Source organism: Rhizobium leguminosarum, from assembly GCF_019798305.1.
In the GTDB taxonomy this organism is placed as follows: Bacteria; Pseudomonadota; Alphaproteobacteria; order Rhizobiales; family Rhizobiaceae; genus Rhizobium; species Rhizobium leguminosarum_U.
Genome location: NZ_JAAXDD010000014.1, coordinates 145,875 through 172,190, shown reverse-complemented (window position 1 = coordinate 172,190; position 26,316 = coordinate 145,875). Strand labels below are relative to the sequence as shown.

Below are 26,316 nucleotides of genomic sequence, written 5' to 3'. Positions count from 1 at the left end.
TCGCACCACGTCCCTTTGAAGATGAGCTGCTCACATCCTGGCGTTGCCGCGTTGCCTGCCGTCATTCGAGTACGCCAGCACAGATCGAGGTTTGGCTCGGTAGGCCGCCAACCCCAATGCGCGCACGCTTCCAGGCCCGGGATTTCCAGCCAGACAAAGATATTACTTGGCGGTGGGCCCGTGCCTCCAGGCTCACGGAACGCGATCTCCAGCGCCTCGCGCTCTGCAATCTTTAGAGACCTGAAGACTGCTATGTCACGAATCCGCTGGATCGAGGGGTTTGCCCCGTCTGCTTGGATGCGGATGCCGAAAAGGGCGGCGACCATTATTGCCGGCGAAACTGGGCGCATGTGGAAGCGGGCGTATGCGAGGAGCATGGCGTGGCCCTGCAGAGTGCCTGTCAGCGTTGCTTTCGCAGCGGCCTGTTTCAGTTCCGGTCTATGCCGGACGGTGTCAGGCTCGTCTGCCCTTCCTGCACCTCGGTGATCTTGGAACGTCGCGGACGGCAACCGCGGCAGGCTAGGTTGCTGGAGTCGATGTCAGCGATCGGCAGAGCGATCGACAGGAAGAGCTTTCAGCTTGATACCGTGATGGCCGCCAGCCATTTTCTTTGGGCGCCACAGCTGCACGGATTGCCCAATATTACGTGCCTCGGGATTTCACTTCCGTATGGGAGGTTGCCGCCATCATCGACAGCACCAGCGCCGCTATCCACGCTGCCTCTCGCCTGGAGAGCTGCATCCGTCGAAACCGTGGCCGAGCTTGCGGGCCTGGTCGATGATCGTGAAATCGGAACCGTCCCGTCCTTCGCGCATAAAGCGTTCAGGAATTTCAGGGGAGGGGAGGAAGAACACCCGCCGAAAAACATAGTCGCCACCACTCTGGATGAAACCGCTGAGCTGAAACTGCGGACCGATGACGACTACCGGCGACTGGCGCTGGACATCCTCAAAAGCCAAGCTTGGAAGCACATGCCGTCGAACACCGGCAGGAAAAAGAGCCGTGCCATCGGTCGCCTGATGAGCCGTACCGTCAGCGGGGGATAAGGCCAAACCGGTGCGCTTCGTCCAAGAGGTCGCGGACGGAGGAGGGCTGCCATTTCTTGCCCCCTCGCGCAGGACGTTCTCCCATCTGGTCCAGTTGAGCGCCGATGTCGCGAAGGGATAGATCGGGGTCTGCAATGGCGATAGCCGCCACCAGCTTCATCAGGTGGTCCTCCGGCGCGCGACGGGGAGACCGGGCAAGGAGCTCTTTTTCCGCAAGTTTTTCGCGGACCATGCGATGCACGGCGCGGCGTAGTCGTTCCACCGTCCAGTCATGGCCTCGGCGATTGAGGACCCGCACGACATTGTCCCAGCTATGCTGAGGGCGAAGTTGCCGCACCGTTGGCAGCCAGGTTTGGGCCGACGCAATGAGTTCGTCGAGATAGAGCTTTTCGCGTGCTTGCGACACCGCCTTGATCGCCTCCGGTCGCCGCTCTCGCAGGCCGGGGTTTCCAGGAAGCTTGCCGCGCGCCTTGGCCGCCTTGATGCCAGCTTTGGTGCGTTCGGCGATCAGCGCTCGCTCGAGCTGCGCGACCGCCCCGAGAACCTGGAGGGAAAACATGCCCTGCGGCGTCGATGTATCGATCGGATCGCGAATCGACCGAAAATGGGCACCACGCTCCTCCAGATCTTCGATGACCTGCAGCAGATGGCTCACTGATCTTGCCAGCCGATCGAGGCGGACGACGACGAGGACATCTCCTTCGGTGAGTTCGCCAAGTAGTCGTGTTAAGACCGGTCGAGCACGCGATGCGCCTGAGCCATGTTCCTGAAAGATGCGATCGCAGCCGGCGGCGCGAAGTTCGTCCAACTGGGCGTCGTGGACCTGGTCGTCGGTCGAGACCCGCGCATACCCTATGAGCCGATTCGGAAGCTTGGGGACATTCGGTGTTTGCTTCTTGACCATCCGTCTTTCAGCGACCCGGTTAAAGGTGGTTTGTACAGATAAGCAATGTGTGAGAAATTGACCAGTTGCAAGCGTGTTTTATAGCGTAAATCCAGCCCCACCAGACTCGAAATGCGACGTCGAACGGGCATCCGGCCGTAGCCAGCGTGAAACGCGCTCTGGCGGCCATCTGTGGCGGAAATGCCTGAAAGTAAGGAGATCGGAGGAGGAGAGGGGCAAGAACGGTCGGCTGAGCAGAACAACAATGAGGGAAGCCGCGTCATAGCCGAATGCCAGGACCGCCGTTAGCGGCCCGCGGAGCAGCTACCGTTCCACCGATCCTAGCCGAAATCTGCCAAAAAGGCCGGAAAACCAGGGATTTCCGGTCATCCTGGGCGACCGACACGGTGATTTGCGCCCTGAAATCAATCTACCATCGATAACCAGTACTTATCGATGGTTAGAGCGCCGCTGAAAATTAGCATACATGACGGAAGTAAGTGCCAATATTGCTTCTTGTTAATGTCCTGTTTACCATGATTTCAATGCCTTACGATTGTCGAGGTTGCCCGTAAGTGCCCTACTGCGACCGATTTCGGACGCAGGCATTGCGCTGGCCCGTCTCGACGAGCGGATCGCCCGCTCGCCGGTCGGTCAGGGCTGGATCGAACGCATGCACTTCACCGACGCCTGCGCCTCGCTGTGGATCGACGGCGAACTGGTCCATCTCGAGGACCTCGTGCTCCACGACGCCACCCGCGATATTCGCACGCCTACCCATGAGTTGACCATTGCCCGCGACGTGCTGCGAACCCGCCGGCGCATTTCTGGCCAACTCCCCGGTTGGGCGCCGTCGGCTGACGGCGTTCGCACACTCAGAAAAACCTCGGAGGTCACGTCGGTCGACACAGACGAGGCGACGACCGCCGATGCCATCCGGCGGGCGGTCGCGATCGATCCGGAAGGGGAGGGGGACGTCGCCGACGATGTCGAAAATCTACCAGGTGTTGACTACGCCGCAATCGATGCTGTGCTGGCCCGCTCGGAGGCGGCCATCGCGCAAGCCAAGAGGCCCGGCCGGGCTCCGGCCGATCCGATGGTCTACGATCTCGACTGGGATGAGGACGAGCGCCTGGACGAATGGCGCGGCGTGCTGCGGCAGACGGAAAATCTGCCGGCGGTGTTTCGGGCAATTGTTGCCCTCGATGCCTGGAACGAATTGACCGTGCTTCAGCACGCCCCCTGGCTTGGCCGGCTGTTGTGCGCGTCGATCCTGCGGCAGGCCGGAATCACCACCGGCGCTCATCTCGCAGCCATCAATCTCGGCCTCAAGACCATTCCGGTCGATCGGCGCCGGCATCGCGAGCGGGAAACCCGGCTGTTCGCAATCGCCCACGGCCTTTTTGCGGCGGCCGAGATCGGGATGAAGGAGCATGACCGGCTGGCGCTCGCGAAAAAGATGATGGAGCGGAAGCTGGAGGGGCGTCGAACCTCGTCAAAACTGCCGGAACTGGTCGAGTTGGTGATGGCCAAGCCGTTGGTGTCGGCCGGGATGGTGGCGAAGACGCTGGAGGTGACGCCGCAGGCGGCGCGGCGGATTGTTGGAGAGCTCGGACTGCGGGAGATGACGGGGAGGGGGAGGTTTCGGGCGTGGGGAATAAATTGAAGGTCCGTGGTGGTTCCTTTTTTATGTTGGAATGTGTTTGATCGGGAAGATGCTTCTTAAGTAAGCTGAACCCGGTCATTGTCCGCCATTCGCAAAGCCAATTGAAGTGTGTGGGTCGATGTGGCAAGAACTTGTAAGTTGTAGGCGTTTGGGGGAAACAATGCCTGAAGCAATTCAGCGAGCGACAACGTGGGAAGAATTCCTGGCAGGGATAAGAGCTGCGAAGGTGAGCCTAGGCAATCCTGATGTAGTTTGGTTTCGCGGGCAGGCAAAAGAGAGTTACGATCTCCTTCCTTCGCTGATGCGACACAAAGAAGGACTTGCAAAAGAACGAATCCTTTTCAACGAATATGAGCGCTCGGCTTCTTATCTTCAGGGGAGAGGCAAGACGGAATGGGAGATGCTCAATGACATGCAGCACTATGGCATCCCGACCAGACTGCTTGATTGGACAGAGGTACTCGGTATTGCCATTGCTTTTTCTCTATTCGATGGCCAGGACGATACGTACGATTCAGCAATCTACATCCTTGACCCTGTTGCATTGAATAAGCTCAGTGGAGTGGTGGGGGTCAAGCGCGCTCCCAACGAAAAGGAGTTTGGCTATAAGTCGGTCTATTGGGAGGGGAGGCCTTTCCATCCAAACTATCCAATCGCGATTGATAGCTCACTTCATAACGAGCGGATGCGCGCTCAGAACGGGAGCTTTACGGTGCAGGGGATGGATGATCGCCCACTGGATGTTCAGGCTTCCGGAGTTGTTCGGAAAGTTATCCTGACTTCAGATATTAAGCCGGCGGCGCGTGAATTCCTTGAACATGCAAACCTTCATCCATTCAGTATCTATCCTGATGTAGTCGGGATGGCACGTCATATCGTAAGAAAACACCTTTCTCCTTAATCCTAGACCACACGATGCTACTGAATTTGAGATACAAATAGAGGGTGAACATGCGTGACAGGCGGGACCATCTTATCGTTGCTTGTCAGTCCGGAGATGCGGCGTCCGCTGATTTCCTTCAGGCGGCTCAGTACGCGAAGGGACTTCTTGGCAACAAGGTATTGGTTGCGAAAGTTCCACCGCCCGAGCGTGAAGTCGCCCTTTCGCTTGAGATCCTGAGTCCGATTGATTTGTCAACGAGATCGCTTCGGCGAACTTTCGCGCTTGCGTTAGATCGGCAATATCTTTCGGCAACTACTCAAATCGGTGATGAGTCTTTCGGCTTCCTCGATGGTGTCGTTAGCCGCATCGCCGCCGAAAACGAGCTTTCGTCCTACTACGGGCTGAAGGTTATCATCTTCGTTGCAAATCAACCGGAAGAGATTTGTATCCAGATTTATCAACATTTCGCGGACTGGTGCCATCGAATTGGCAATGACCTAGGAAGGCAGATCTCTTTCGATATGGCCTGCAGTCAGGAAGATCTACGCCACGTTCTCGGCAACGAACATCGCCGGATGGTTCACGGAGACATCAAAGCCCAATGGGCTTTTGTGAGGGCATTGCTCTAAACGATAGCTCTCGGCGGAGAAAGTCATGGCATCTAAAGAAATCAAGTTTGGCCGCACCGCGCGCGAAAAGATGCTGCGCGGCGTCGACATTCTCGCCGACGCAGTCAAGGTAACGCTCGGCCCGAAGGGCCGCAACGTCATCATCGACATGTCCTTCGGCGCTCCGCGCATCACCAAGGACGGCGTTTCGGTCGCCAAGGAAATCGAACTTGAAGACAAGTTCGAGAACATGGGCGCCCAGATGGTCCGCGAAGTTGCTTCGAAGACCAACGACATCGCCGGCGACGGCACCACGACTGCCACCGTTCTTGCCCAGGCGATCGTTCGCGAAGGCAACAAGGCCGTTGCAGCCGGCATGAACCCGATGGACCTGAAGCGCGGCATCGACCTTGCTGTCGCCGACGTCGTGAAGGATCTCCAGGCCAAGGCCAAGAAGATCTCGACTTCGGAAGAAGTTGCACAGGTCGGCACGATCTCCGCAAATGGCGACAAGCAGGTCGGTCTCGACATTGCTGAAGCCATGCAGAAGGTCGGCAACGAAGGCGTCATCACGGTTGAAGAAGCCAAGACCGCCGAAACCGAACTCGAAGTCGTCGAAGGCATGCAGTTCGACCGTGGCTACCTCAGCCCCTACTTCGTGACCAACCCGGAAAAGATGATCGCCGACCTCGAAGACGTCTTCATTCTCCTTCACGAGAAGAAGCTCTCGAACCTGCAGTCGATGCTCCCGGTTCTCGAAGCCGTCGTTCAGACCGGCAAGCCGCTCCTCATCGTCGCTGAAGACGTCGAAGGCGAAGCCCTGGCAACGCTCGTCGTCAACAAGCTGCGCGGCGGTCTGAAGATCGCTGCCGTCAAGGCTCCTGGCTTCGGCGACCGCCGCAAGGCCATGCTCGAAGACATCGCCATCCTCACGGGCGGCACTGTCATCTCCGAAGACCTCGGCATCAAGCTCGAAAATGTCACGCTCGACATGCTCGGCCGTGCGAAGAAGGTCTCGATCTCCAAGGAAAACACCACGATCGTCGACGGTTCGGGCGCGGTAGGCGGTCAGACTAGCCTTCCCGACATGGAGCGACGCCAGCTGCAGGACTCAGCACCGAGAATACAAACGTGGCTAGAAGAGAAAGCCTTAGCTGGCACGGATGAGAAAAGGTCGTTTATCGCCGAAATTCTTGCCTCCGTGATCGAGGAGTCCACAGACCTTCCAGCCGGCTTCTTCTTTCGAGGACGCAGGGCGTCTTTTTCGCCAACCGAACTGAAAGAGCTAGGCGAATTTGTCTGGAAGGTGAAAATAGACTGCCTTTCGGAGGCCTACCAAGTTTATCTGCGCGAAAACTCGAAAACGATAAGGGGCAGAATAACTCAAATAAAATCGGAAATTAAGGATGCCACCTCAGACTATGACCGCGAGAAGCTGCAGGAACGTCTGGCCAAGCTCGCTGGCGGCGTTGCCGTTATCCGCGTCGGCGGCTCGACGGAAATCGAAGTCAAGGAACGCAAGGAGCGCATCGACGACGCTCTGAACGCGACGCGCGCTGCCGTTGAGGAAGGCATCGTGCCCGGCGGCGGTATCGCTCTGCTCCGCTCCTCCACGAAGATCACCGTCAAGGGTGCAAACGACGACCAGGAAGCCGGCATCAACATCGTTCGCCGCGCCCTGCAGTCGCTCGTTCGTCAGATCGCTGAAAACGCAGGCGACGAAGCCTCGATCGTTGTCGGCAAGGTCCTCGACAGGAACGAAGACAACTACGGCTACAATGCCCAGACATCCGAATATGGCGACATGATCGCCATGGGTATCGTCGACCCGCTCAAGGTCGTTCGCACGGCGCTGCAGAATGCTGCTTCTGTCGCATCGCTGCTGATCACCACCGAAGCCATGATCGCCGAGCTGCCGAAGAAAGCATCGGCTGGCGGCGGCATGCCGGGCGGCATGGGCGGAATGGGCGGAATGGACATGATGTAGAGCATCGGCCGATGTCGGACCGGCGATCGCGGCAACGCGTGGCGCCGCATGTCGTCCGGCAGGACGCAACTCAAGGTCATGTCGCGGGCAGCGCCTCTATGCCGTTTCGTGGAGGGCCGCAGGGATTCTCGGCATGCCGGGACGTTGAATGTACGCAGCGTACCGTTGCTGAACACGGGTGATAAACGGCGGCAACAATCGTCCGACGCGCTCTCCGCTCTCTTTTCGGATTTGCTTTATTGTTTTGATTTTCATGTCCTTGTATTTGATCGAGAAGGTTTTGCCTCCTATCATCGCAAAGACGATTGTTTCGTTGTCTTTCTCGTCATTAAAATTCCCGAACTCTTTATTGATCCGTTCTTCGACCCCATCCACGACCTTCGCCTGCAATAAGTAGAGCGGCAGGTCCTCATCGCCTCGTAGGCAGTCACATTCCGCTCGAATGTTGATCCAGTAGGACTTCCGATTATCCTGAACTGGAAATTCGAATACGTCACCCGGTGCGTAGATATCTTCTTTAAGTCTTTCGTTCCGAAGAAATCTCTCGCCTTCGAGAACTCGGTACATCGATTCTTGATATGCGGCCTGTTCCTTTTTCCGCTGTTCCTCGACGGTCTCGACGAATGGTGTAAGGTCGAGATTCAGAAGGTCCATTCGAGATTCAACAAGCCGATTGATCAACTTGTTCATCTCGACTTCGGGGGGCACCTCATCTGCTCCAAAGGTCTGCCAAAGAAGTACCGGCCAGAACGGCGTGCGGTTATGAAGATCGATGAACAGTTCGTTAGCCGCGCGTAGGAAGCCTCTTTCCCACGTTTTAAGTGTCAATACGGATGGGGTGCGGTTGGCCCATTCCTCGAGTACGTCGTACAGCTTATCGGTTACCTCGACTTTGCGCATTACGAGGATATGAGACTCTTCGACGCTCCTGTGGAGATCAGGATCAGCAGAAAGCTCGTCCATGACGCGCCCTGGATCTTCGTTTGTGAAGATAAAAACGGGAGCGTGTCTGCTCTGGCTCAAACGTTTGAGAAAGGCGATATTTTCGGCGATCATCTCCCTGTCAAGGCCTTCCGGAAGTCTCACACCCGCCTCGAGTGGAATGCCTTCGGTGCTGTTGCTGAGATTCCAATCCATTATGAAAAATGACACCCTGGAAAAGTGTTCTAGATCATAGTCAGCCTTGGGAAGAGATAACAGCTCGATTGCATGGCCGCCGACGGCGCGGATATTGGCGAGGATCTTGCCGATCGCCTCTTCCGTGCCAATACCGTTATCGATAACTACGGCGATACCTTTGAAGAGGTTGGGAACACTGGCGTTCATCCCTGCTCCTTCACGAAAGAAACCACTAAGTTTGCCCCCTTAAGAATACGTTGGTCTTTGGTCGCGATATCAATCGTATACTCGTGGCGCTCAAGCAGCTGCCGAGCGATATACAGTCCCAAGCCTCTACCGTCCTCGCCCTTTCCAGAGAAAAACGGCTCGAACAGATAAGGTATGTCTTCCTCACGGAACCCTGGTCCACTGTCGGCGAATGTCATGGTGCCAGCATTGCCATCGAGCAATATCTCGATCTCTCGAGGCTGCGGAGCGCCCTGAAGCCAATACGCAGAATTGTCAAAAAGGTTGAGGAGCAGTTGGAGCAGCACGGCATCGGTCGTCTTGGCAACGAGAGGGGAGCCGATAGTTTCGACCCTGACTTCGATCGCGTTGCGCTCCATCAAACTCTTGAAGATCTTGGCGACCTTCTCGACAAGATCGACGACGCGTATATCCTTCCGACGTTGCTTGGTCGATCGGAATAGGAGCTGCATGTCCGTCATTTGCGACTGCACGAAGCTGAGCAGGCCACGCATCGCAAGAAGTTCTGCCCTCAGCGCCTCCTTGTCGATCTTGGCATCGCTTTCGCTATGGGCGATCAGCTTATCTATGGCAGCCATGACGCGCTGCATTGCTAGCATCAGATCATGAGACGCCGCCTCGACCGAAAGGCCAACGCCCGCCAGATGCTCGGTGTTTTCAGCGCGTTGCACGAGATAGCGGCGCTCTGCTTTGTACTGTTGGTTCGCCTCGGAGATTTTCTCCCGTACCGACAACGGGACGTTAGCCGCCGCCGCGGCAGCTACCGCCTCCTCCATCAGGGACGGCACCTTGCCCGTTCGGAAGACGTCAACATCCTGAGATTGTTTCGTGCGTTGCTTGTAGAGGCTGTAGGGACTTTTGCGCACCCACGCCAAAAATGTCTGCAGCAAGGCCCTGAAGTCGTCGACGGCTTGCCCAGTGTCAACCAGACCTTCTCTGCTAGTCTTATCACGCAGGTTGTGGTTTTCGGATTGAGAGATGTTAACGAAGCCGACAACCTGATCGTTGCTGAGGAACTCGCTCGCACGGACGGTACCTCGACGAACGTCGATGAGCAGCCAGTCGTCGTCCGGGTCGCCATATGGATAGACCCTGATTCCATCTCGATAGAGATAGATCCGATGGCCCTTTATTAGATCTTTGTCGTTCTTGTCCAGCTGCAACTTGCCTTTGGCGTCGTTGCTGAAATCAAATACGTAGAAAGAGAAGCCGAACGATCCACATTCGGTGCGCAAACTCTCCGCTTCGGCAGGCTTTAGCCCTCGCCGACCAAGATACTCGCGAAAGACCGCAAGCTCTGTGAGGTCTGAATCGGCGAGATGCAGCTGCTCCAGCCTGCCGTCGATTTCGAACTCGAACGTCGTTGCCTCTTCGTTGTATCCACCCTGGATCTTGAAGACCGTGTGCTCCTTCAGCAGTACATCTAGGCGGTCACGCAGGTCTGAGCCGAGCGGTTCGTAAGTCTCCCCGCGATATATGAAGACCGAAAAGTCCTTATCGATGGGAACGCTTCCGCCAGTCCTTTCGGCATCATCCCCGTTACCTGGGCCCGCGAAAGATGACTGGAGTCTGCTTAGGTCCTCGTACACCTTTTCGACCTTGAAGCGCGTCCACATTCCGACGGGAGGTGAGACCTCGATGCGGGTGCCTTGAGCGCGGCGAATTTTCTTGCGACCACCGAGGTCAATCTCCTCCTCTCGAATGGTTGTGGCTGGTGAGACGACGTCGAATTGAAGTTCAAGTTCATCCAGGAACATCGCCTGATTGCCTTGGATGAAGTCCTCATCAAAACCCGCCAGCTTGAGCTCGAGAACATTCTCAGATGACGAACGCGCAGGGCGTGTAATCATCCGGATATCTCGCCCAAGCTTTAACAGCGCGAAGCGGCCGATGCCCTTTTCACCTTGGATGATGCGCCCGCTTTCGGTCTTTCGCTTCTCGCCTTTCTTGCCCATGAGCTTCATGGGGGTGGCCGGATTGACCCAATGGTTTTCGATAACATCGGACGACATTCCGTGACCGTCGTCCTCTACGATGATCGTGGCGTTTGGTCCTGCACGGAAATTCTCGTCGAAATCCTCAAAGGTGACCTTCACCCAAGTCGCATCGGCGTCGTACGAATTCTTGATCAATTCGGAGAGCGCGACCTGCTCGTTACGGATCAACTGGTCGCCAAGCATCGTCAGAAGCCGAGCGTAAGGTTTGAATTTCAACGATTTGGCGGTCATCTGCGCTTCGCCATCACAATGTATTCCTCTGCATAAATTTCCATAGTCGTTCTGGATGACGAGAGCCGGCCATTCGGTAGTCTGTAAGGCGTATTCGGCTTATTCGATAGGTGTCTTTTGACGACACGCACGTCTATAAAACCTGCCTCGAGTAAACTCTCCACCAAATGATTCGCATTATCGATGCGAACACCATTAAGTTGAGTATTTCCGATCACGAAAACAGAAATACCGCCCGAGCGCAAGAAGTCATGGCAACGCTTGGCCACCTTCTGCATATCGAGAAAATATCTAGCTACTGCCTCGGCCAGTCCTCGGTCTTTGTCGAATAGGCTGAACACTATCTGCAACCCGACAGAATTGAGATCCCGGATAGCTGTTGCGAGGTTCGCACGCCTGCTGCTTGTCCCGATCACGCCCGGGCGAAGATCTCGGTGATCGTCAACGAAACCCAGCCACAGCGCCGAGAGCTGGTGCAGGTCCGCGTACTCATAGGACGTAGCGTATGGGGGGCTAGTGACGATGAGATCGATCGCCGAGCTGGGCCGCTCCACCTCGATCACATTGCCACAGACGATCTTGGATTCAGGGCGGGGAATATGCGCGATCTCTGACCAAGCCGTTGCCATCAACCGGCACTGCCGGCGGAAGGCCTCAAGCACGGGTAAGGGGCGCTTGCTGTGATCTTTGGACGGCTTGATCGACCGCAGTCGCCATTGGGAAGCCGGTTTGAGTATAGCCGAAAAGGCGCACTGAAAAGCCATGGCCTCTTCGCTTTCGCCACCTATTTCGGAAAGGATAGCGTTGCTGAGCCTGGCGAGATCATCGAATTGACTCGGTTCGTACCATGGCACCAGTTTTTGAATCGCTCCTACCGAAAGTGCCGGCAACCTAGAGGCGACCTCGAATTGCTTAACAATCCTGTACGCGCTTTCTTCGAACCCAGAAGGCTCGAATCTACTGCCTTTGACGCGAGCAATCAGCGTGGCGACGGGATTTATATCGCAGCCCCAGAACTCGATACTCCGTGCCGCCGCCTCGTAAGCGACGGTACCGCTGCCACAGAAGACATCGGCTACTCTTTTGACCTCGACGCCCTGTTGTTCGGCGTAGTTGAAAGCGTTGTTCACAAGAAATGCAGGAAACCTTGCGGGATAAGCGTGAATACGATGTATCTTGGATTCGGGCATCGCCGATTCGGTCCAGCCGGGCGAAAATGGTGCGGGAGCCAGCCGGTTGTATTTCCAGCGCGGGAGCTCGCTAAACGCTTGGTCGTTGATTAGAAGCATGGGCCACGGAGAGTCGGAGAAAGTTATTGAAGCCCAAAGATAGATTGTTAATAGTTATCGGTCAGTTACGACCTACGGTCGCAAGTGCCTATCAAGCGAACTTGAGAACCGAAATCGGCGAAGAAATTTCACTTCGCGATGACCAGCCCTGCCGGAGCCGCGCATGAAAGTGCGCTCAATCCATCCGTTCCCCGCTCGTATGGCCCCCGATTTGGCGCTGACTTCACTTGAGCACCTGCCTGCGGGCAGCATTGTCCTTGATCCAATGGTCGGCTCTGGCACGGCCGTACGACAGGCGCTGGAGCTCGGACACGATGCCATTGGCTACGACCTTGATCCCCTCGCCGTCCTAATGAGCAGGGCCTGGACCACGGAAGTGGCTGACGAAGACATCGGGAGTGAGCTCGATGCTGTGCTCGCGGTGGTGGCGAACACAGGCAACGATATTCCCCAGCTGGAATGGCAACAGGACGCCGAGACTGCCCAATTCGTGGATTATTGGTTCCATGAGACCCAGCGTGCCGACCTAGCCAGGATTGCCGCCGCTTTGAACGAACGCGAACGGGACGAACTGACATGCGGTCGCCGTGCGGCACTCAACGTCCTGCGCGTCGCCTTCAGCCGCATCATCATCACTAAGGAGCAGGGTGCCTCACTGGCCAGAGATACGTCCCATAGCCGGCCCCATCGCGTGGCGACAGCCTCCGATTACAGCGTCATGCCCAATTTTGAGCGTTCCGTTTCACAGCTGCGCAAGCGTCTACTCGAACACCCGCCGAAAGGTCGAGCGCGGATTGGTCAGGGCGATGCTCGGGCACTCTCGCTGGATGACGCCAGCGTTGACGCCGTGATCACATCGCCACCGTATCTGAACGCCATCGACTATATGCGAGGTCATCGTATGTCCTTGGTTTGGTTGGGGCACTCAATTCCAAACCTCAGAAATGTGCGGTCCAGCTCGATCGGCGCAGAGCGTTCTGCTGATGCGCATGATCGTCATGCTGAAGTCGAGCACATCGCACGCGCTATGCGAGGCGAGGAGCCAATGGTCAAAAGGCTGGAGGGCATCATCGGGCGCTACGCTCTTGACCTGATTGTAATGACCTCCGAGGTCGCCAGGGTACTGAGGCCCGGCGGCAGGGCTACTTTTGTGGTGGGCAACAGTTGCATTAAGGGTAAGTTCATCGACAACGCCAACGGGGTCGCGACCGCCGCGGAACGCGCTGGGGTGATTGTGGTGGAGAGTAGGGAAAGAGATTTACCGGCGGCGAACCGCTATCTGCCTGTATCTGGTGACAGCCTGTCGAAGCGTATGCGCACGGAAACTGTTCTTGTTTGCCAAAAGCCGAAGTGAGCGACATTCGGGTTTTCTCAGACATTTACCGATATTCGCACCCGCCTCTTGAATCTCGCCACCTGTTTCTCGTGATCTCGCGGGCAAGGGCGTTTTAGAACTGAGAATTGGCGGAGCTCTTGGCGTGGTGATAGAAGCGTGGGATCCCAAAAGTAGGCGCTGGGTTCTCTACCAAAGCGAAGCCGAGCATAGCGCCGATTGTCAATCTCACCCCTACGAGATGATCCCCAAGCGGGTGTTTCTGGACACCAATGTTGTCAACCTTCTTGTGACGAGCGCGGAACAAGTCTTCGAGCAGGCTCATATTTCGGAGGAAGTAGACAATACTCGTGCCGAGGACATTGAGGCGCTTATGCACGTTTTCCACGTTGGAGCCCGGGCTCAGTGGGACCTCGTCGCCAGCCAAAAGACTATCGACGAGATTGTCCTTACGCCGAACGTCTCCGACCGCCAGGACCTCCTTGACTATGCGCTCGATCTGCTTCAGCCACGCGACGACGATTGTGGTTTCGCGGAGGACTTTGGCCGCCGGCTTATGGGCACTCGTTTTGTCTCAGCATTACCGGACCTCGCTGATCAGATGTTGATCGGCAATGCGGTGGGGTACGGATGCGATGCGTTCTGCACACGAGACCGCAGAACGATCGTCAAGTACCGCGACAAACTTCCGGACCTCCCTCTCCGAATTTTGACACCTTTAGAATGGTGGCAGTGTGTCCGGCCGTGGGCCGGCCTGTTCGTCTAAACTTACTGCTGCTTGACGATCCCGCCAGCTAGCTCCGGTGCATCGCCGATGCGCGGCTTGGCGACGAATAGACAGTCGTTGCTATGCGCCGACGGAAACCGTTGACCTAGTCAGCGCACTTGTCGAACAAAAGAAGGCGGACGAACTTCAGCCCCGCGTCCTGGTACCGACGTACCTTGATGAGGCCTCTCGCGGATACAAGTGAACTCTCTTGTGCGCAACCGGGATCAAAAGGTCCCAGATTGCGCGGTTTTGCAGGTCTCCATTGACGAAGAGTGACAATACACCTCAGAATTGATTATCTGAGTCGGAGCATTGACGCCAACGTGCAAGAATTTAACATAAGTAACTTCATCGATACGACGCCTTCTTCAAATCAATACGAGGCCCAACTCGAGCGACTTAAGGCTGCTGGAAAGAGCGTCGAATGCATTGAGATTGCTGTTCGCGGCGCCCTTGACAACTTGATTGCAAATTCCTCGAGATCGTTTGTGATCTACGGCGAACCGCAGAGCGGAAAGACAGAAATGATGATCTGTCTAACGGCGAAGCTGCTTGATGAGGGACATCGTTTTATTATCCATCTTCTAAATGACAGCGTTGACCTTCTCGGACAAAACCTGGGTCGTTTCAAAACATCTGGCCTGGCGCCGGCAGCTAGAAATTTCTCCGAAATTCTGGACCCGAGCGTGCCCGTAAAATCTGGGAAGCACGTCATCTTCTGCAAGAAGAACGGCAGTGATCTGCGCAAGCTGATCGACAAGATTGGGAAAGTCGACGATATAGTCATTATAGACGATGAGGCTGACTATGCATCCCCAAACGCGAAAATAAACTCGGGGCTAAAAACGGTTATAAATGACCTCATTGGACAGCTTCTTGGAAAGACGGGTATTTATGTGGGCGTGACAGCGACCCCCGCGAGATTGGACCTAAACAACACCTTTCAGAATGACAGTCATCTCTGGGTCGATTTTCCCGCACACACTGCTTACACGGGCCAGGACGTATTTTTCCCCCTCGAGGGAAACCCATCATACTCCCTCAAGCTACTTCCAAACACCGGTGACGAGCCGCGATTCGCCCGAAGTGCACTATTCCGCTTCCTAGCGAATGTCGCGTATCTAAACAAATACGTAAACGCCGTGGAAGAGAATTACTCTATCCTCGTCCATACGAGTGGTAACAAGGTAGATCACAAGTCCGACTGGTCTGTCATGAACGCAGCGTTAAACGATCTGCAGGACCCAGCTTCGGCAAGATACTCAAAATACGTTCAGGAAATTTGGGATACGATCTCGGAAAAATATCAGGATGCAGATGCTGACGAGCTAACGAAATACATCCTCCGAAACATCAGCCGAAATTCAATTCTAGTGATCAATAGCGAGCGTGACTTCAACCTTCGAGGAGCGTCAGCAACGAACCCCGCGAGCCTCTTTACCATAATAATCGGCGGAAATATCGTTTCCAGAGGTGTGACGCTCGAGAACCTGCTTTCCATGTTCTTTACGAGAGACGTAAAACACAAGATCCAGCAGGATACGTATATTCAGCGCGCGCGCATGTTTGGCAGCAGAGGAAAATATCTACGGTTCTTCGAGTTGACGATCCCAAGCGCTCTCTACGGTGATTGGCATCGTTGCTTCGTCTTCCACCGACTGGCGCTAGACGCGATCCGCCAGAAAATGGGATCTCTCGTTTGGCTAAGTGACTCCAGAATCGCTGCGGTGGCCGTATCCAGCATTGACAAGTCGACTGTTGATCTCAACCGCGGGGAAATGGCGTTTCAACTTTTTGACTATACGGACGACATTGATCAACTCGTAAACTCCGACTTGTCCTCTATTGAGGTTATGGAGAAGCTCGCGGCGCAAATTGGTGAGAGCGCGTTTCCCATCTACCTGCGGAAATATATCATGCGGATGCTACCAAAGGGGTTGGCTTCCGTAGCGTTCCATCCCACGAAATCAATTTCTGGCTATGGTGACGCGGATCAAGAGCTAATTGAACGAAAGCGCGGTTTTATTGGTCTCTCAGACCTCCAGAAGGGCAAATACCCACATGCCCTGCATCACTTCAAAATTTTCATAAATGACAAGAATAAGGCAAGGTTATTTTATAAATTGGAAGGTTCAATTCAGTTCATTAAGAACGTCCGAAATGATTCCTGAATATCGGTTTTACCAAGGTGCCGTCCTTTGCGAATTGGTAGACGCGGCGACGATGCCCTTGAGTATTCGCGAAGTGACAGAGGGTGGCCGGCTCGGGTATTACACTGTCAATGACGAGATTGGGTTACAAGTAAAGCATTCCGCAGCCCGGCTGCCTCCTTGGTCATTTACCCTTAAAGATAGTCACTTTTCTCAGCTTTTAGGAATGAGCGCGGACCTCAGACACGTTTTTCTCGTCCTTGTCTGCGGAGAGACTGGTATGCTCTCGCTCACGGTCAACGAAGTTCTAGAAATATGTGAAGCAACGAACGACGACCAGTACTGGCTCCGGGTAACGAGGCGGCCCGGCGGCATGTTCAGCGTGAGCGGCAGTAAGGGCTCACTCCGCCAAAAGAAACGCGCCGGCTTACTAGCCGTTGTTGCTGCTATTGAACGGCAATCCGCTACATAACTGAAAATCAAGTGAGTATGCCTCGGGACCCAAGGAAATGAGGGTGTCATCGGTTCGAATCCGTTCAAGGCGATGAAGTCGGTTGGCACCGTGCTGGATGCTCACTGCGGCCCACGCTCGACGACGGCTTTGCGCGCCCCCATGTTGGACGTTTCGCCAACTCCAGCGGCGCTATCAACGTTGGTAGTTTGCAGGAGAGTGGAAGGTTTTACACTTGATTTGATCCAAGACGGGGGGTTGCAGCCTCTGTGAGGACCGGTAGACCATCGCCGCGGAACACGATCTTTGCGCCGATACGGGCGAGGAGTAGCGTCTTCTTCAAGGCAATCTCTTTGTAGAATGCCGCTGTTGACGGTCTGAAATTCCTTGCCATCTGACGCGAAAGCAGAATTGCTTTTGCAATTATAGCTAGTAGACTCGCGTCTGGCATTGACGAAGTTATGCAGGCGAGCGCTTGTTAAAGGGAGGGGAGACATGCGCAATAGCGAGCCGACAGAGCAGGCCGGCAGGGACGAGATCGACTGTTCGAAGGATCCTATTGGCTCATTGATCAAGATGTTCGTGGAGTTGACCCAAGGGGACCGGATCAAACGCGGTCAGTCTCCGGCGCTCAGGCCGGTTTTTCTCAAACCCCATGGCGTTGCAGCAGGCGAGTTTATCGTTCTCGAGCACGTGCCGGAAGCGCTCCGGATAGGCCTGTTCGAAAAGCCGGGAACCCGGTTTCCAGCCTGGGTGCGGTTTTCCTCCGATACGGTGCCGACCGTCGGTGATTTTCAGACAACTCTCGGCATCGCTATCAAGCTCTTCGGTGTCGAGGGTGCGAAACTGTTCGACGATCCCGACGACACGACCTTCGATCTCATTCTTCAGAATTTCGGGGTGTTTTTCCTCGATACCGCCGCCGACATGTGTGCCTTCACGAAGGCAGGCATCATCGACAGAAACTATGACAAGTATCTCGACGCCCATCCTGCAACGAGAGCTCTGCTCGATGCCATGGCCAAGCCTGTCGCAAGTGTCCTGGCGACACCCTACTGGAGCGGCCTGCCGTTTCGGCTTGGATCCGACACTTATGTCAAATATAAGCTGGAACCCGTTCTTTCCGTCGCCCCGCTGAAAGAGCGGCCTGATGACCCGACCTACCTTGCTGCCGACTTGCGCAGCCGCCTCAGCCAAGCTGCCGCCGGCTTCCGCTTCATGGTTCAGTTGCGAAGCCATCCCGATGAGATGCCGATAGACCAGGCAACCGTCGCCTGGTCGGAAGAATTGAGCCCTCCGATCCACGTCGCCAATCTCGCCCTCGTCGAGCAGGATATAAGCGCGCGCGGCCAGGCCGAATATGGCGAAAATCTCGCCATGAACATTTGGCGCGTCACCAAGGATCATGAGCCGGTCGGATCACTTGCCGAAGCCCGTCGCGCCGTCTACGCCGCCTCCGCCAAACAGCGCCGGAACGTCAACGGGATACCGATTGGAGAACCTGACGAGCCTCGGCCGGTGATGACGCCGTCGCCTGCCGTCGACAGCGTGATCGTTCGGGCGGCCATCCACCCTGCAATCGGCATTGCCCGCATCGGCGACAGCAAAACCGAGTATTTCATCGGGCCCGAACTGGTCGACGCGCCGATCGATCCGGCATCCGCCGAGAGCCATCGGGACGATACCGGCGCCATCAAGCGGCAGGCTGCCCGTTTCAGGATCTACGGCTACAACGCGGCCGGCAAGATTGTGCGCGAGCTGACCGCGGAGAACGCCGACATCACTTGGACGGTGCATGTCGCCAATCGGAAAGCTCAGTGGTACCAATTTCAGTATGCGCTCGATATCCCGGAAGCTGTAAACGCCGCCGACAACAAGTTCCCGCTTCGCAATGCAGAGATCACCGACCGCAAGACGCTTGCGATCGATCCCGGCCCGAGAAGCATCGCAGGTGCCAACCGTTCGGGTGGTAAGGAATATGCCTTCGATACCGGCACCTTCCAAGCACGGCTGAACAGTCCAGTGACAGTTCCGCTCGGTGAAATTCGCACTGACGACATCGGCCGGCTGATCTTCCTCGGCGGCTGGGGCAAGTCGGAATCGCCGACGAATGCACCGGTTTTCGACGACAAGAATATCGGCAGCTTCAACAATGCCAACGACTGGTACGACGACACTTCGGACGGTCCGGTTACCGCCGATGTCTCGATCAACGGGCGGCCGGTGCCGGTCACCGGCGCCTGGGTCGTGACGGCGCCTCCGAACTACGCTCCCGGCATTGTCAGCTGGCGGACGATGTATGATGAAATGTGCGATGTCTACGTCCGGAGCGGCTGGCTGAAGGCCCCTGAAACCCCTTCGTTTGCCCTTGACATCCTGCCGATCCTGTCGAGGTTTTCCGGCCTTCAGTGGGTCAACGCAGGGTTCGCGGCCTACTTCGGCAAGGGCGGTGCGGTCGATTTCACTAGTCCAGACCTTTTGTCGAGACTTGTTCATAAGCCGGATACGGCCAAGTCGCCGGATCCATATGGCAGCCTGAGGCGGGCGATCTACCATAGTTTCCGTCCCGCCAAACCGCGGGTCGCCGAGCCGGTTTCGGGGCCTCATGTTTGGCCCTGGATCTATGGGGATGCCTTTGGCAGCTTTCCTGCCAATGGTTCTGGAAACCTGTTGGCGATGACCGGCCTGCAGGACGCGATCCTGAGGCAATGGGTCGAAGGGAATTTTCATTGCGATTGGCCTCCTGCCAAGCCGGAGCCTGCAAAATTCGAAGAAGTGCCTTTGGCCGACCAGCCGGCAATGCTGGACAAGGCCGCACTGCACTACTGCCTCTCTGACACCTTTCATCCCGGCTGCGAATTGACTTGGCCGATGCGACACGCCAGCCTTTATTCGGCGCCTTTCCGCGTGCGCGCCCGAGCGGCGAGCGAACCGGAGCCCGACTATGGCAGCGAACTGACGCCTGGGTCGGTCGCCGTGGTCGGCGGTCCATTATATTCCCAACCGCCCGGCGGCCTGACCCGGTGGATGGCAATCCCCTGGCAGGGAGATACGGCTTTCTGCCGATCCGGATATGATCCCGAATACGATCCCTACCTGCCGACTTTCTGGGCCGCCCGGGTGCCCAACCAGGTTCTCACCGAAGACGACTACGCCAAGGTGATGGACCTGTCCCTTGCGCGTGAGGAGAGGATCGCGGCGTTCCATCAGCGCCAACACTGGCTGCGCGCGATTATGAAAGGTGGTGTTGCCACCGTCATGATGCGCATGACGGAACTGTTCGGACAACTCGGGATTGTCGAGGTCCGGCCGGGCATCAAGGGCGATCCCGATTTTCCGGAACAGATCTATGTAGAAAGCCTGGCGGCTGGGCAGGTCAAGCTGCTTGCGGCCGAGGCAGCAAAGGTGCTTGCGCGAACGCCCCGGCCTCTGACCCATCTCGAAAAAGCCGGCTGGGAGAGCCAGGAACAACTCGACGCATTCAGGGCGGTCCGTGTCCGAAACCGGTGACGTCCTCATTGCCGGCGCCGGGCCGGCGGGATCGGTCGCAGCATACCGGCTGGCAAGCGTCGGCGCTCGGGTGGCAATGCTCGATGGGTTGCAAGCCGGTCCTGCGCGCATAGGCGAGATTCTCCCGGGTGCAGCATGCCGCCTTCTTGCCGTGCTCGGTTTGGAGAACGTGCTTCAGCCAGAGGCAAATTCCGTTCTCGGTCGCGCCGGGGGGCGGATTTTTGCATGGGGTTCGGAAGTTCCGATCCGCGAGGACGCCATCAACGACCCTTTTGGGCCTGGAGTGAGGCTTGACCGCTTGCGCTTCGATCAGGCCTTGCGACGAAAAGCGATCGAAGCCGGAGCAGGATTTTGTCGCGCGAATGTCGTTTCGATCGAACGCGCCGACGCGGGCTGGCGCTGCACTCTCACCGACGGCGCGCGGGTCGCAGCACGCTGGCTGATCGACGCAACCGGACGCAGTGCCCGTATCGGTCGGTTGCTCGGAGCCAGGCGCCACCGAGGCTCGGCCCTAGTTGGGCTTTATGCCACCGCCGTCCCTTCATCGAATGCGGATGTTGATCGCACAGTCATTGAGGCACTCCCGAGCGGCTGGATCTATGCCGGCAGGCTGGGCGGCCGCCACTTTGCCGTCGGGTTCCACACGTCGCCACGGGAGGCAGCGGTGATCCGCAGAATGCCTCAGCGCTTCGACGATATCATCCGCGCGGCTCCGATGCTTGCAGTCATGTTCCGTTCCTTTGAATTTGACGGCAAGCTTATCGCGCGCGACGCCCGCAGCGCCTGGATCGAGCCCCTCAGGGGAGCCAAGTGGATTTCTTGCGGTGACGCCGCGCTGTCGTTCGACCCTCTTGCCGGACAGGGTCTCTTTAACGCCATTCGAACCGGCATGGCGGCTGCCGATGAGATTTCAACGAATACAGGCGAGGCGACAAGCTACGAGGATGAACTGGAAAGGGTTTCGATGAACTATCGGGAACGGCGCCATGCACTCTACTGCGCTGAGATGCGATGGAAGGACCACCCATTCTGGCGCGCGCACCAATCCTGATACTGCGGGGGCGCATCCTTTCGATTGGCATCGCCGACTTTTCCTGTCGGACGCGAACCACGCCCAAGCCGGTATACGTTGGCAACGTCTTGAGATGTTTGCCGAGCAGGCTGCCGTCAGGCTCAGGAACAGAGCCATACAGTAGAGCGTGCCGTCAAACACCCGTTGACTCCTCGGAACGACAGTCGAACGAGACACGATATCGGTCCATTAAAATTCCCCCATGGCCTCATTCGGCTACCAGCAGTTCCCGGATATTGATCGTCGGTGAGCCGACATCGGTTAGGGCGATCCACCTGTCTTTGGCCCTAGTGAGCACTTCTATGCCCACCGACAGCGTCTTGCCGGCGATGGCAGACCGATCAACCCGAATATCGACGCTGACCGTTTCGCGCCGAACGCAGCTTGGGCACCGGCCAGGCTCCGTACCCTGGAAAAACGCCTGTCGCGCTACTGACTTCCCATCCGCCATGAGATGGACATTGAAGGTCCCGGGTATGGCCAGACGCTGGATGTCCTTTACCCGAACGGACAGCCGCGATCGCCTGGGCAAGCGGAACGCCTGATCCGCGGAGATGTTGCCGGACGCAACCCGCGCCCTACCCGAAAAAAGCTTCAGAGGAGGCTCCTCATAGGTATATTTCGTGGCGTCGATCGCACCGTGCGCGACTTCGGCGAAAGGAAGCAATTCGTTAAATGGCGCCGTGTCGAGCCAATCTAGATCGCTGCCTTCGAGTGTCTGGCGAAAAGCCTCCAGCGTCACGGCATTGTGGCGATGCTGCCATGACCACCACATTCGCTCCCAATTGCAATGGAAGAACCAGAAGATCGGATCGAAGGCGGCAATATCGGGCGTACTCATCGCCGGGCCGCAGGAGGGGTGCCCGTCGTCATGCGCCCTTTCGATTAAAGCCGTGAAATTCGCAAACTTCGGTGCATCGAGGGCATCCTTGATGATGCTGGCAACATCGTAGGACGTCACGTTGTCATGAATATCTTGGGCTGAGAAGCGCTCGGTCTTCGTGCCGGCGGGATACTGGCTGGCAGCGTCGCGTTGGAGCGTATAGCTGTCGAAAGGCGGCTGAAACAGCCAGGCAGGAGCCGCCTTGACGACGTCCCAGTAAGGCAGCTTGATGTTCTCGCATCCAGGGACGGACTGGAGAGCCTCTTCGAAACGATCAATGAAGACGCGGTGCCAGGGATTGTATCGCTCCTCGTGATGGAGGCAGTTCACCGGTGCGGGAAACCAGTGGATGTCGGCCAGGGCAAAGTAGCTTTGAGGGTGAGCCGGGTCACGCTCCATGATCGTCCTGAAGACGAGCGCCAGCCGCTCGATTTCGGCGGACGACAGGCTGTCGACGTTGCGCCTGGCGGCCGGATCGTTGGTCGCCAGGCCCGCCAGTGCCTTCAATGCCTTGGGGGACGCTACCCCCATCGGGTACTGGTCAACGATCCAGTTCTTGAACGTCTTCACCCGATTGGTCGACCAGCGACTCTCCTTCTCAGGTGGCATCGAACCGGATTTCGTCTGCGAATATATTGAGGTCGCGTTCTTCTTGACGCCCTCGTATGTGGCAAGATCGATGCCCCGAGCTCTCATATGTTCGATATCGACCGGCTCGAAGAAGAACCGAATATGTTCCAAGAATGTCGGATGCTCGATCAGTTCGTTAGTATCCGCCAAGATCCCTCCTCGCCGTCTGGACGGCGCCGCCGCTACCCGACCGTTGCCGAGAATTGAATTTATCATGCACCAGCAGCAGGGTCGCCGTTCGGACAGAAGGCGTCGATCCATGCGGCAATCTCTGCGATTTGTTCGTCGCTGAAGAAGGGACCCCCCGCTGGCATTCGGCGGAAGTCTGAGCCTGTAAACATGCCTTCGCCCTTCAATGCCTGAATGAAGGCTGAGCGAGCCGCATCGCCCGGGGTCACGATCCGTACAGTCTCGCTGATGCCAGGAACGGTGCCTTGCGTGAATGCGTCGTAGCTCAGCGTCGACCAGAACCGCTCGTGCGGCGCGAATTCCGCATCGGCGCCGAGCTTTGCCATGGTGTCAGACACGAACGCCTGGAAATCTGCATAGTTTGAAATCGCCATGGCACTCTCACTTTTCTGGTTGGGTAGATTCCATAAGTTCCTTGAGGGCTTCAAACTCCGAAAGCTGCTTTTCCGGCAGCTGAAATGCTTCACTTGCCGGCTGAACCTGTGCCCAATTTTTCCTGCGGACATTCGGCAGAGAAAGCTTTGTCACGGACTTGTCCGACATGGCTGCCCGAGCGGTGATCGCCTGGAGAGACGGGAATGCGCGGGTATTCAGAGACCACAGGAAATCCGTCGTCTCGCGGGTGACATTGTGACAGTTCATGCACCCCTTAATGATCGTCTTCTGGTCGAAGGTCTCCATGGTCAGATTGGCGAAGGCGGTCTGGGCGGAGGTGCTTCCCGGAAAAGTCTTGTTGGGCTTGCCGTCAGCGGCAGGATCGCCGACGGGGGTCGGCCATTGGGTGACGACCAGCTTGTAGAACTGCCAGGGGACGCCGGCGTCGGCCAGCATCTTCCGATAGATTTCGTTGGTCTTGGCGGTACTTGCATGGACCGGTTTCAGCCGATCGACGTTGAACGCTGCTGGAACCTGAACCGGAGGAGGGAATGAATAGGGGTTTTCGTCCGGCATCGGCGTGGCATCGCCGGCATGAAACGTGGCGGGCGCCAGGCTCCCATCTTCCAGGATGTTGTCGACCTGCTCGAAGGATGACCAGATCCATTGTGGTCGGCTGGGCGTCTTCTGGACGATATGAAGACCGACGAGACCCACCTTGGCCTTCGAGCATGTCTCCGTTTCAAGATCGAGAAGGTAGGCCTCGCGTGTATAGAAACGCTCGGGATGAGCGATGTCCTTCATGTCAATCCAGGCCGCCTTGATGTCGATCGCGCCTGGCTGGAACGTCATCGTGCCTTTGAGGTTGTCGCGCAGATAGAGCTTGCCTTGGTCGATCTGCTCGAACTCGATCTTGTTGAAGGCGGTCTGGAACCGCACATAGGTGCGGTTTTGGGCAACGAGCGGCCCGACGAGCCGGGGCCCGAAGCCCGCCTGACCGAGATTGTTGAATTTGGAAAAGGCGGCGAGAACGAGATCGTCGCTTGTCAGATTTGCGACCTTACAAGGGTTCTGCCCTCCGACCGCGTCCCAGGGGCTGGGCGCAGCTCCTTGCGGCTGAAATATCTCCCAGTCCGACTTGAAGGTTTCGAACACCACCGGTCGCCCCTTTTCGGAGAGTTCCGCCGACGCGTCCGGCACACCGCGTTCACCGGCTTTCGCCGGCCAGACGAGCCCAATGAAGGCGCGCCAGGAATAGTCGTCGAAGAACTCGATCGGCAGGCCTGCGAACCCGTCGGGAATGCAGACGTCATCCAGCACCTTTTCACTCAGCACTGCTGCCGGCAGCATTGGCACGGTGGCGGGACAGTGCTCGAAGGTCTGGGCTCGCGCTTGAGGGGCGCTCAACGCCATCACAAGCGTAAACAAGGCGGACATAAATAACAGGCATGACATCGTCCGGGCAATACTTATCGTCATGACAAACCCCTCGGGAATCTCATTAGTTCAATGGTATAGATGGCTCAATGTCGTGCCGCCCTCGGGGGCTTATAGAAGATGCAGCCCTTTGTGGCACGACATATATATTGACACTTCTAAGGAGAGTTGTGAATAGTCTCACCGCACAATCGGAAACTATTCTGATGCTGCGAGTGATACCAGAATCCTGCTGTGGCTGGGACCCCGATGGGATCGAATGGCGCCGAGTCGATTGGTCATACCGTCACAATGAGAAATCAACTTGACGGTTTATATAACTACTTGACACTCGGGTAAGAGGAGGGCCGATCATGATCTACGCAAGCCGTAATTGGAAAGCGACCGAGACGAGTGACTTCGCGGGTTCCAAGTATAATCTGACCGTCAGCGGCGACGTCGAAGTTCGCCGTTCAAACCAAACAACCAGGCAATCCGAGGCCACGCCGCAGGGCATCAATCCGAAGACGCTCATTCTCAACCTGAATGTCGAGGGGAAGGGTGACGTTGGTGGAGACGTGGTCGAATGGAGGATGGTCGAGTTCACCAAAGGAATTTCCCCGCGGCAGTATGACCATGTGACGGTCACAGGGGAAACGGACGAACAGACCATCGAAGTCGAGGTAATCCTGTCCTGATCTGAACAGCGTGAGGGGCTGCCACGTGGCGGAATAACAATGTGCCGCTGATTTTGCCAATACACCAATGGATGTTCGTCGACCTGCGGCAACCCGGCGACCATTGCGTCGCGGTTGCGGCCCGCGCGTCGCGCAGTCGAGGTTCTATCACAGCGAAAAGGCAAGCTGCGGCTCGCCTCCTTCCGCGTCGACATCCGTGTTGATTGCCAACAGCACCTCGGTGCCAACGATGATGCGCGACTAGAGAACGACGGAGCGCATCTCGCCGCCCCCCTTGAACGGCAGGCCATAGTCGACGCCGTTAAATTTCGGGCAGGTACTGCCGACCGCGGATGCGAGCCGTTCTTGCCCGCATCGCCGACACGCCGATTATCAGGCTGGAGCAACTGCTTCCTTGGAATTGGACACCGCCGATCATCGACGCTCAAGCGGCCTGACCTGCGGCCCTCACATATGCTTGCCGGAATACCGTCGCCACAGCGATGGCTGCATCGACTAATCCTGAGGGTTTTTCCATCCTGATGGATATCTGCCCTTGTCGGCCGGAAGACCGGAAGTCGCAAGAGACCTTAGTGCGCTATCCGGAGCCGACATGAGGAACGCACAGTCATCTTTGGACATTCTAGATGTCATCTCATTAAGTTTCTTTTCCATTCCGCCGCTCGCCTCTATGTCTTTCTTAATGATCGGCTCGAAACGAGTTCCCTGAACTTCTTCCAGAAGAAGCCCCAGATATTGACGAGTGGCTTGACATTCGGGCGAAACTTCAGAAGCAGTAAGCGTATCTGCTGTAAGAAAGGCCATTAGGCCACCCAAAATGCCCACAGTTCGCACGCCCGCCCCCAATTTGCCCGTTGAAGTGCTTGTCAGATGGCGTGAGAGAAC

Annotated in this window: 19 protein-coding genes and 1 pseudogene; 12 read left to right on the top strand and 8 right to left on the bottom strand. The window is 56.7% G+C overall.

What is annotated here, in order from left to right:
• The first annotated feature begins 293 nt into the window (after positions 1 to 293).
• A complete protein-coding gene (locus HFO99_RS24270) occupies positions 294 to 1,046 on the top strand; it encodes a hypothetical protein (protein ID WP_222364073.1) in 753 nt (250 codons plus the stop codon).
• Here the strand turns inward: HFO99_RS24270 and HFO99_RS24265 are convergent.
• Positions 1,033 to 1,950, bottom strand: a complete 918-nt coding sequence (locus HFO99_RS24265; RefSeq protein WP_222364072.1) for a recombinase family protein — start codon at positions 1,948 to 1,950, stop codon at positions 1,033 to 1,035. The genes HFO99_RS24270 and HFO99_RS24265 overlap by 14 nt on opposite strands.
• 515 nt (positions 1,951 to 2,465) lie before the next feature.
• Between HFO99_RS24265 and HFO99_RS24260 the strand changes: the two are divergent.
• The 4 genes and pseudogenes from HFO99_RS24260 (at position 2,466) to HFO99_RS24245 (ending at position 7,073) form a co-directional block, all read left to right on the top strand.
• A pseudogene (locus HFO99_RS24260) lies at positions 2,466 to 3,595 on the top strand (RHE_PE00001 family protein).
• A gap of 160 nt (positions 3,596 to 3,755) precedes the next feature.
• Positions 3,756 to 4,496 (top strand): FRG domain-containing protein, encoded by a 741-nt coding sequence (locus HFO99_RS24255; RefSeq protein ID WP_222364070.1) that lies wholly within the window; start codon positions 3,756 to 3,758, stop codon positions 4,494 to 4,496.
• Positions 4,497 to 4,546: 50 nt separating this feature from the next.
• On the top strand, positions 4,547 to 5,107 hold the full coding sequence (locus tag HFO99_RS24250) for a hypothetical protein (RefSeq protein WP_222364069.1): 561 nt from the start codon (positions 4,547 to 4,549) through the stop codon (positions 5,105 to 5,107).
• A gap of 25 nt (positions 5,108 to 5,132) precedes the next feature.
• Positions 5,133 to 7,073: a chaperonin GroEL gene (locus HFO99_RS24245; protein ID WP_222364068.1), complete on the top strand. Its 1,941-nt coding sequence runs from the start codon at positions 5,133 to 5,135 to the stop codon at positions 7,071 to 7,073.
• A gap of 96 nt (positions 7,074 to 7,169) precedes the next feature.
• Here HFO99_RS24245 and HFO99_RS24240 read toward each other — a convergent pair whose 3' ends face one another.
• Genes HFO99_RS24240 through HFO99_RS24230 form a run of 3 tightly spaced genes read right to left on the bottom strand, consistent with a single transcriptional unit; the run spans position 7,170 to position 11,955 of the window.
• Positions 7,170 to 8,399, bottom strand: a complete 1,230-nt coding sequence (locus HFO99_RS24240; protein WP_222364067.1) for a hypothetical protein — start codon at positions 8,397 to 8,399, stop codon at positions 7,170 to 7,172.
• Complete coding sequence (locus tag HFO99_RS24235; RefSeq protein ID WP_222364065.1) at positions 8,396 to 10,666, bottom strand: sensor histidine kinase; 2,271 nt, start codon at positions 10,664 to 10,666, stop codon at positions 8,396 to 8,398. The genes HFO99_RS24240 and HFO99_RS24235 overlap by 4 nt, the downstream gene beginning before the upstream one ends.
• Entirely contained in the window at positions 10,663 to 11,955 is a 1,293-nt protein-coding gene (locus tag HFO99_RS24230; RefSeq protein ID WP_222364063.1) for a class I SAM-dependent methyltransferase, read from the bottom strand. Before HFO99_RS24230 ends, HFO99_RS24235 begins: the two co-directional genes overlap by 4 nt.
• A 163-nt stretch (positions 11,956 to 12,118) precedes the next feature.
• Between HFO99_RS24230 and HFO99_RS24225 the strand changes: the two genes are divergently transcribed.
• The 6 genes from HFO99_RS24225 to HFO99_RS24200 all read left to right on the top strand — a co-directional run bounded on the left by HFO99_RS24225 (position 12,119) and on the right by HFO99_RS24200 (position 21,219).
• The gene (locus tag HFO99_RS24225) at positions 12,119 to 13,309 is read left to right on the top strand and encodes a class I SAM-dependent methyltransferase (protein WP_222364056.1); all 1,191 of its coding nucleotides are present in this window, start codon (positions 12,119 to 12,121) and stop codon (positions 13,307 to 13,309) included.
• Between the two features lie 124 nt (positions 13,310 to 13,433).
• Positions 13,434 to 14,054, top strand: a complete 621-nt coding sequence (locus HFO99_RS24220) for a hypothetical protein (RefSeq protein WP_222364054.1) — start codon at positions 13,434 to 13,436, stop codon at positions 14,052 to 14,054.
• A 326-nt stretch (positions 14,055 to 14,380) separates the two neighbouring features.
• Positions 14,381 to 16,228: a Z1 domain-containing protein gene (locus HFO99_RS24215; protein WP_315860497.1), complete on the top strand. Its 1,848-nt coding sequence runs from the start codon at positions 14,381 to 14,383 to the stop codon at positions 16,226 to 16,228.
• Positions 16,218 to 16,679, top strand: coding sequence for a hypothetical protein (locus HFO99_RS24210; protein WP_222364052.1), 462 nt, complete (start codon positions 16,218 to 16,220; stop codon positions 16,677 to 16,679). Before HFO99_RS24215 ends, HFO99_RS24210 begins: the two co-directional genes overlap by 11 nt.
• A 474-nt stretch (positions 16,680 to 17,153) precedes the next feature.
• Positions 17,154 to 20,168 carry a LodA/GoxA family CTQ-dependent oxidase gene (locus HFO99_RS24205; RefSeq protein ID WP_222364050.1) on the top strand — a complete coding sequence of 1,005 codons (3,015 nt, stop codon included), beginning with the start codon at positions 17,154 to 17,156 and terminating at the stop codon, positions 20,166 to 20,168.
• Positions 20,152 to 21,219, top strand: coding sequence for an NAD(P)/FAD-dependent oxidoreductase (locus HFO99_RS24200; protein WP_222364048.1), 1,068 nt, complete (start codon positions 20,152 to 20,154; stop codon positions 21,217 to 21,219). The genes HFO99_RS24205 and HFO99_RS24200 overlap by 17 nt, the downstream gene beginning before the upstream one ends.
• 229 nt (positions 21,220 to 21,448) lie before the next feature.
• On the opposite strand, the gene HFO99_RS24195 is transcribed toward HFO99_RS24200, so the two are convergent.
• The 3 genes from HFO99_RS24195 to HFO99_RS24185 form a co-directional block, all read right to left on the bottom strand.
• Positions 21,449 to 22,903 (bottom strand): tyrosinase family protein, encoded by a 1,455-nt coding sequence (locus HFO99_RS24195; protein WP_222364047.1) that lies wholly within the window; start codon positions 22,901 to 22,903, stop codon positions 21,449 to 21,451.
• Between the two features lie 62 nt (positions 22,904 to 22,965).
• Entirely contained in the window at positions 22,966 to 23,316 is a 351-nt protein-coding gene (locus HFO99_RS24190; protein WP_222364045.1) for a c-type cytochrome, read from the bottom strand.
• A gap of 7 nt (positions 23,317 to 23,323) precedes the next feature.
• Positions 23,324 to 24,724, bottom strand: a complete 1,401-nt coding sequence (locus tag HFO99_RS24185) for a hypothetical protein (protein WP_222364043.1) — start codon at positions 24,722 to 24,724, stop codon at positions 23,324 to 23,326.
• Between the two features lie 383 nt (positions 24,725 to 25,107).
• Between HFO99_RS24185 and HFO99_RS24180 the strand changes: the two genes are divergently transcribed.
• The gene (locus HFO99_RS24180; RefSeq protein WP_222364041.1) at positions 25,108 to 25,431 is read left to right on the top strand and encodes a hypothetical protein; all 324 of its coding nucleotides are present in this window, start codon (positions 25,108 to 25,110) and stop codon (positions 25,429 to 25,431) included.
• Positions 25,432 to 25,926: 495 nt separating this feature from the next.
• On the opposite strand, the gene HFO99_RS24175 is transcribed toward HFO99_RS24180, so the two are convergent.
• Positions 25,927 to 26,235: a hypothetical protein gene (locus tag HFO99_RS24175; RefSeq protein WP_222364039.1), complete on the bottom strand. Its 309-nt coding sequence runs from the start codon at positions 26,233 to 26,235 to the stop codon at positions 25,927 to 25,929.
• Positions 26,236 to 26,316: the final 81 nt, after the last annotated feature.

Bases quoted from the DNA above. Each gene is read 5' to 3' on its own strand.
- HFO99_RS24175 (WP_222364039.1), bottom strand. From the start codon at position 26,235: ATGGCCTTTCTTACAGCAGATACGCTTACTGCTTCTGAAGTTTCGCCC.
- HFO99_RS24240 (WP_222364067.1), bottom strand. From the start codon at position 8,399: ATGAACGCCAGTGTTCCCAACCTCTTCAAAGGTATCGCCGTAGTTATC.
- HFO99_RS24255 (WP_222364070.1), top strand. From the start codon at position 3,756: ATGCCTGAAGCAATTCAGCGAGCGACAACGTGGGAAGAATTCCTGGCA.
- HFO99_RS24235 (WP_222364065.1), bottom strand. From the start codon at position 10,666: ATGACCGCCAAATCGTTGAAATTCAAACCTTACGCTCGGCTTCTGACG.
- HFO99_RS24265 (WP_222364072.1), bottom strand. From the start codon at position 1,950: ATGGTCAAGAAGCAAACACCGAATGTCCCCAAGCTTCCGAATCGGCTC.
- HFO99_RS24225 (WP_222364056.1), top strand. From the start codon at position 12,119: ATGAAAGTGCGCTCAATCCATCCGTTCCCCGCTCGTATGGCCCCCGAT.
- HFO99_RS24205 (WP_222364050.1), top strand. From the start codon at position 17,154: ATGCGCAATAGCGAGCCGACAGAGCAGGCCGGCAGGGACGAGATCGAC.
- HFO99_RS24230 (WP_222364063.1), bottom strand. From the start codon at position 11,955: ATGCTTCTAATCAACGACCAAGCGTTTAGCGAGCTCCCGCGCTGGAAA.
- HFO99_RS24250 (WP_222364069.1), top strand. From the start codon at position 4,547: ATGCGTGACAGGCGGGACCATCTTATCGTTGCTTGTCAGTCCGGAGAT.
- HFO99_RS24210 (WP_222364052.1), top strand. From the start codon at position 16,218: ATGATTCCTGAATATCGGTTTTACCAAGGTGCCGTCCTTTGCGAATTG.
- HFO99_RS24180 (WP_222364041.1), top strand. From the start codon at position 25,108: ATGATCTACGCAAGCCGTAATTGGAAAGCGACCGAGACGAGTGACTTC.
- HFO99_RS24245 (WP_222364068.1), top strand. From the start codon at position 5,133: ATGGCATCTAAAGAAATCAAGTTTGGCCGCACCGCGCGCGAAAAGATG.
- HFO99_RS24190 (WP_222364045.1), bottom strand. From the start codon at position 23,316: ATGGCGATTTCAAACTATGCAGATTTCCAGGCGTTCGTGTCTGACACC.